Origin of the sequence: uncultured Leptotrichia sp. (genome assembly GCF_938036635.1) — a bacterium.
Lineage (GTDB): Bacteria > Fusobacteriota > Fusobacteriia > Fusobacteriales > Leptotrichiaceae > Leptotrichia > Leptotrichia hongkongensis.
In genome coordinates, this window is record NZ_CALHQO010000011.1 from 1 (window position 1) to 5530 (window position 5530).

Sequence of the window (5530 nt, forward strand, 5' to 3'; positions counted from 1 at the left end):
TAAGATATTTTTATGAGCAAAAATACTGGTAATGTTCCAAGTTAAATTTTTAAAAATATTCACTTCTAAATAAAAAGATGATATAATCAGAGTAATCTTAATTACGCAGGAAGGAGAAAGTGCAAAAAGTATGGAATTTTATAATTTTATTTATTTGGAAAATAAAAAGATTGTAATTGACAAGTTTTTTCTTGTTATAATTATTTTTGTAATTGCATTTGTATTATTTGCATTCTGGAAATGGTTTAAAGGAAGCATTTCTTTGAGAGATAAGCAGCTTAGTATGCTTGGTTTAATGATTATTTTTTTATTTGGATTATATCATTTTGAAAATTACAGAGCTAATAATAATCGAGAAAAAGTTTATAAAAATTCAGCAAGCGTTATCAAAAAATTAGCTGAAAAATTTAAAGTTGGAGAAAATGAGATTTTTATAAATACTCCTGAAATAACAGAACATACAGTTTATAAAATAAGGGATAAGTTTTATCAGATTCATTGGGTAGACAATAATATTTTAGTTGAACAAATGACAGTTCCTTACGTAGATGAAATTAAAACATTTAAAGAATAGCGAAATTTCTTATTTTTTAAAAGGAAAGATAATAAAGAAAGTGAGATGATGTAATTTGGATTTTATAATTCCTGTAGCGATAAAACTTACAATCGGATTTATTGCTTTAGTAGTATTTATGAATTTAAACGGACGAAGCCAGCTGGCACCGACTTCAACAGAAGATCAGATAGGAAACTATGTTCTTGGGGGAATTATTGGTGGTGTAATTTACAATCCGAGCATAACAATAGTTCAGTTTTTAATAGTACTGTTAATATGGGGACTGTTAATGACAACAATAGATTTTCTAAAAAATTCAAACAAAAATGTAAAAAAAATGATAGACGGACAAATTGTATACTTAATAAAAGGCGGAAAAATGATAACGGAAAATTTTGCTCAGGCAACTCTTTCTATTCCTGATTTCTATACAAAATTAAGAACAAAAGGGATTTTTCAAATATCAGAGATTGAAGATGCATTTATGGAATCAAACGGACAATTAATTGTTATACAGAAAAACGATGAAAATTATTCAAGTTTACTAGTTTCAGAAGGAAAAATTCTACAAGAAAATCTTGAACATATTGGAAAAGATGAAAAATGGCTTCAGGAAGAACTTGCAAAGTATAATGTTTCTGATATTAATGACATTTTCTTAGTTGAATATGACGGCGATGATAAGCTTTTTATTGTGAGAAAATAATTTTTAAATAAAAATACTCAGACAGTAGTGTGATATTGCCTGAGTATTTTTTGTATACAGAATAAAAAAGTAAAAAAAACAATTTACAGAATAAAAATTTTACAGTATAATATGAACAAAGAAAAATAGAGTGATATTATTGGAAATAACTGGTTAGAAAAATTTTGAAATAATATTTAGAAGAATAAATTTATATTGAGGAGGAAAATTAATGGGAAAAAAAGCATTAGTAATCGGAGCTGGAGGAGTGTCAAATGTAGTGTGTCACAAATGTGCACAAAATTCAGAAGTATTTAGTTCAATTATGATAGCTAGCCGTACAAAGGCAAAATGCGATGAAATCAAGGAAAGAATTGAAAAAAGTAAATATGCTGGAAGAATTGAAATTCAGACTGCAAAGGTGGATGCAAATAACGTATCTGAGTTAGTGGCATTGATTAAAGAATATAAGCCTGATATTGTGATAAATGTGGCTTTACCATATCAAGATTTGACAATTATGGATGCTTGTCTTGAAACTAAGACTGATTATTTGGATACAGCAAATTATGAGCCTTTGGACACAGCCAAATTTGAGTATAAATGGCAATGGGCGTATAAGGAAAAATTTGAAAAGGCTGGGATTACCGCTATTTTAGGAAGTGGATTTGATCCAGGTGTTACTGGGGTATTTTCGGCGTATGCACAAAAGCATTATTTTGATGAAATAAATTACATTGACATTCTTGATGCAAATGCTGGGGATCACGGTTACCCGTTTGCAACAAACTTTAATCCAGAAATTAATATTAGAGAAGTTACAGCTAACGGAAGCTACTGGGAAGATGGAAAATGGGTGGAAACAGAGCCAATGGAAATCAAAAGAGTGTACAATTTCCCTCAAATTGGTGAAAAAGATATGTACTTATTACACCACGAAGAATTAGAATCGCTTGCAGTAAATATTAAAGGAATTAAAAGAATTAGATTCTTTATGACTTTTGGGCAAAGTTACCTGACTCATTTAAAAGTACTTGAAAATGTCGGAATGACTTCAATTGAGCCAATAGAATTTGAAGGAAAGAAAATTGTTCCATTGCAATTTTTAACAGCAGTACTGCCTGATCCAGCTTCGCTTGGGCCTAGAACAAAAGGTAAGACAAACATCGGAAATATTTTTAGAGGTAAAAAAGATGGTGTAGAAAAAACGTATTATGTATACAATGTTTGCGATCATGAGGAATGTTACAAAGAAGTTAGCTCACAAGCTATTTCTTACACAACAGGAGTGCCTGCAATGATAGGGGCTGCAATGGTACTTACTGGTGAATGGAAAAAGCCAGGAGTGTTTAATGTAGAAGAAATGAATCCAGATCCATTTATGGAAGCATTAAATAAATTTGGACTACCTTGGCTTGAAGATTTTAAACCGACATTGGTTGATTAAAAAAAATATTACAGTAAAATAAATTTTTGAAAATCAGACTGCTGAAAGATGTTAGATCTTACATTTTTTAGCAATTTGATTTTTTTTTATAAAAATTTTTAAAAAATTTGTGAAGATAGTATTTTAAAATTTAAAAAAATAGGGTATAATTAAGTATGAAAAAAATATAAAATTTTATAGGAGGAGAAAATGAAAAAAATTGTTACAATTTTTAGTGTAATTTTTGCATTAATGTTAGTCGTAGCTTGTGGAAATAAGCCAGCTACAGGAGAGCAGGTAAAAGATGGTAAAACATCTGCAGATGCGACAAATTCTAAAAAAGCGGTTGCAGTAGTGTATTCTACTGGAGGTAAAGGTGACAAATCATTTAATGATGCAACTTTTAGAGGATTAGAAAAAGCACAAAAAGAACTAGGAATCACTTTTAAAGAATATGAGCCAAAAGACCCGTCAACAGAAGCAAAAAATGCTTTAACACAATTTGCAGAATCTGGAGAATTTGACTTGATTATAGCAGTTGGATACAGCATGAAAGATTCATTAGTTGCTGTAGCTCAGGCTTTCCCTGATCAAAAATTTGCAATAATTGATGAAACTGTAAATGGATTGCCAAATGTTGCTTCTATTTTGTTTAAAGAACAAGAAGGATCATTCTTAGTAGGAGCATTGGCTGGAATGATGGACAAAACAGGAAGTATTGGATTTGTGGGTGCAAACGAATCTGAATTAATTAAGAGATTCTATGCAGGATACACACAAGGTGCGAAATATGTAAAACCAGATATCAAAGTTTTACCTGTATACATTGGTGGAACTAACTCATTTAACGATCAAGCATCAGCAAAAGCTAAAACTGAAACATTAATTCAACAAGGTGCAGATGTTATTTATCATGCTGCTGGAGCAAGTGGACTAGGAGTATTCCAAGCAGTTAAAGAAAAAAATGTTTATGGAATTGGTGTGGATTCTAACCAAGATAATTTGTATCCAGGAATAATTTTGACATCTATGATGAAATATGTTGATAACGCAGTATTTGATGTTGTAAAATCTACTATAGATGGAAAATTTGAAGCAAAATTACAAGTTTTTGGAATCAAGGAAAATGGAGTAGGAACAACTAACTTTGAATTTACAAAAGATAAAATTGGAGAAGAAAACATCAAACGTCTTGAACAAATTAAACAAGATATTAAAGATGGTAAAATTCAAGTGAAATCTACATTGTAATTATAAATATTTTTCAAAGTGCAAAAATTTATAAAAATGGTTGTTTGAGAATTGATAAATTAAATATCATTCTTTTACAACCTTTTTATCTTTTCTTTAATTTTTTATATTTACAATTTTTTATTGAACTAATAATTTATGATTTGGAATACTTCGGTTTCCAAGTCATAGTTTAAGAAATATTTAGGAGATGATTTTATGAGAGCAGTTGATATAATTGAAAAAAAACGTGACAACCTTAAACTATCTGATACAGAGATAGAGTTTTTATTAAATGAATACTTGGCTGGGAATATTCCTGATTATCAGATGTCAGCATTTCTTATGGGAGTTTACTTTAATGATATGACACAGGAAGAACTGTTGAAATTTACAATGGTAATGAGGGATTCTGGAGATGTGATAAAATTTGATGAGATAGATAGATTTCTTGTGGACAAGCATAGTACAGGAGGTGTTGGAGATAAGGTTACAGTAATACTTTCCCCTATTTTATCAGCACTTGGCATGGGAAATGTGAAGTTATCTGGAAAAGGACTTGGGCATACTGGAGGAACAATTGATAAGTTTGAGTCAATTAAAGGATTCAAGTTTTCAACGACAAAAGAGGAACTTGTAAAAATTGCTAATAAAACCGGAGTTGGGCTGATGGGATACAGCGACAAGATAGTTCCGCTTGACAAGAAGCTGTATTCTTTACGTGATGTGACTGCAACTGTTCCAAGTATTCCGTTAATTGCAAGCAGTATTATGAGTAAGAAATTAGCAATTTATTCAGATGTTATAATTCTTGATGTAAAAGTTGGGGATGGAGCCTTTATGAAAGATTTGAGGCAAGCTAAAAAATTGGCTGAAAGAATGATTGAAATTGGAAAAGGTGCTGGAAGAAAAGTCAAGGTTGTACTTAGCAATATGGATGAACCACTTGGGCATGCAATCGGAAATGCAAATGAAATTATAGAAGCGATTGAATTTTTAAAGGGAAATGGTGCTGCTGACGTAAAAGAAGTTGTTTATACGATTGCAGGACTTGCCTTGAAAGAAAAAGGTGAAATATCAGAATTAAGTGAGGCAAAAGAGAAAATTGATGAAGTAATAAAAAACGGAACAGCATTAAAGATATTAGCAGAATTTATTGGGGAAAGTGGTGGAAACAAAGACCTTGTAAATGACTATGGACTACTTCCAAAAGCCAGCTATGTAATGGAAATTTTTTCTGAAAATGAAGGATATATAAAAAAAATAAAAACAGAAGAAATTGGAAAAGCAGCAATGATTATTGGTGCAGGCCGTGCTAAAAAAGAAGATGAAGTTGACCATGCAGTTGGAATAAATATCTTTAGAAAAGTTGGGGAAAAAATAGGAAAAAATGAAAAAATTGCTGAAATTTACTATAATGATGATAAAAATGTGAACGAATCTAAAAATATAGTTATAGATGCATTTGTAATAACATCAGAAAAAGTTGAAGAGCCAAAGGCAATTTTTGAAATAATAGAATAATATTAAAGTTTAAGTGCATTTGATAGAATTTTTAAGATTAAATTTTTAATTTTTTTGTTCTGTCAAAAGCACTTTTTTGTAATAGACAAAAAACATAATAAATGATATA

5 protein-coding genes are annotated in these 5530 nt (G+C 30.2%); all 5 read left to right on the forward strand.

The features are described 5' to 3' along the window. The first annotated feature begins 130 nt into the window (after window positions 1-130). Window positions 131-574 (forward strand): DUF3290 family protein, encoded by a 444-nt coding sequence (locus Q0370_RS00115; RefSeq protein ID WP_299570431.1) that lies wholly within the window; start codon window positions 131-133, stop codon window positions 572-574. A 55-nt stretch (window positions 575-629) separates the two neighbouring features. Further along, window positions 630-1262: a DUF421 domain-containing protein gene (locus Q0370_RS00120; RefSeq protein WP_299570433.1), complete on the forward strand. Its 633-nt coding sequence runs from the start codon at window positions 630-632 to the stop codon at window positions 1260-1262. A gap of 211 nt (window positions 1263-1473) precedes the next feature. Beyond that, window positions 1474-2688, forward strand: a complete 1215-nt coding sequence (locus Q0370_RS00125) for a saccharopine dehydrogenase family protein (RefSeq protein ID WP_299570436.1) — start codon at window positions 1474-1476, stop codon at window positions 2686-2688. A gap of 189 nt (window positions 2689-2877) precedes the next feature. Then, on the forward strand, window positions 2878-3918 hold the full coding sequence (locus Q0370_RS00130) for a BMP family ABC transporter substrate-binding protein (protein ID WP_299570438.1): 1041 nt from the start codon (window positions 2878-2880) through the stop codon (window positions 3916-3918). Window positions 3919-4116: 198 nt separating this feature from the next. Then, complete coding sequence (locus tag Q0370_RS00135; protein ID WP_299570440.1) at window positions 4117-5421, forward strand: thymidine phosphorylase; 1305 nt, start codon at window positions 4117-4119, stop codon at window positions 5419-5421. The last annotated feature ends 109 nt before the right edge of the window (window positions 5422-5530 follow it).

Excerpts from the sequence above, each read along its gene's own strand:
- Q0370_RS00115 (WP_299570431.1), top strand. The coding sequence starts at position 131 with ATGGAATTTTATAATTTTATTTATTTGGAAAATAAAAAGATTGTAATT.
- Q0370_RS00125 (WP_299570436.1), top strand. The coding sequence starts at position 1,474 with ATGGGAAAAAAAGCATTAGTAATCGGAGCTGGAGGAGTGTCAAATGTA.
- Q0370_RS00130 (WP_299570438.1), top strand. The coding sequence starts at position 2,878 with ATGAAAAAAATTGTTACAATTTTTAGTGTAATTTTTGCATTAATGTTA.
- Q0370_RS00135 (WP_299570440.1), top strand. The coding sequence starts at position 4,117 with ATGAGAGCAGTTGATATAATTGAAAAAAAACGTGACAACCTTAAACTA.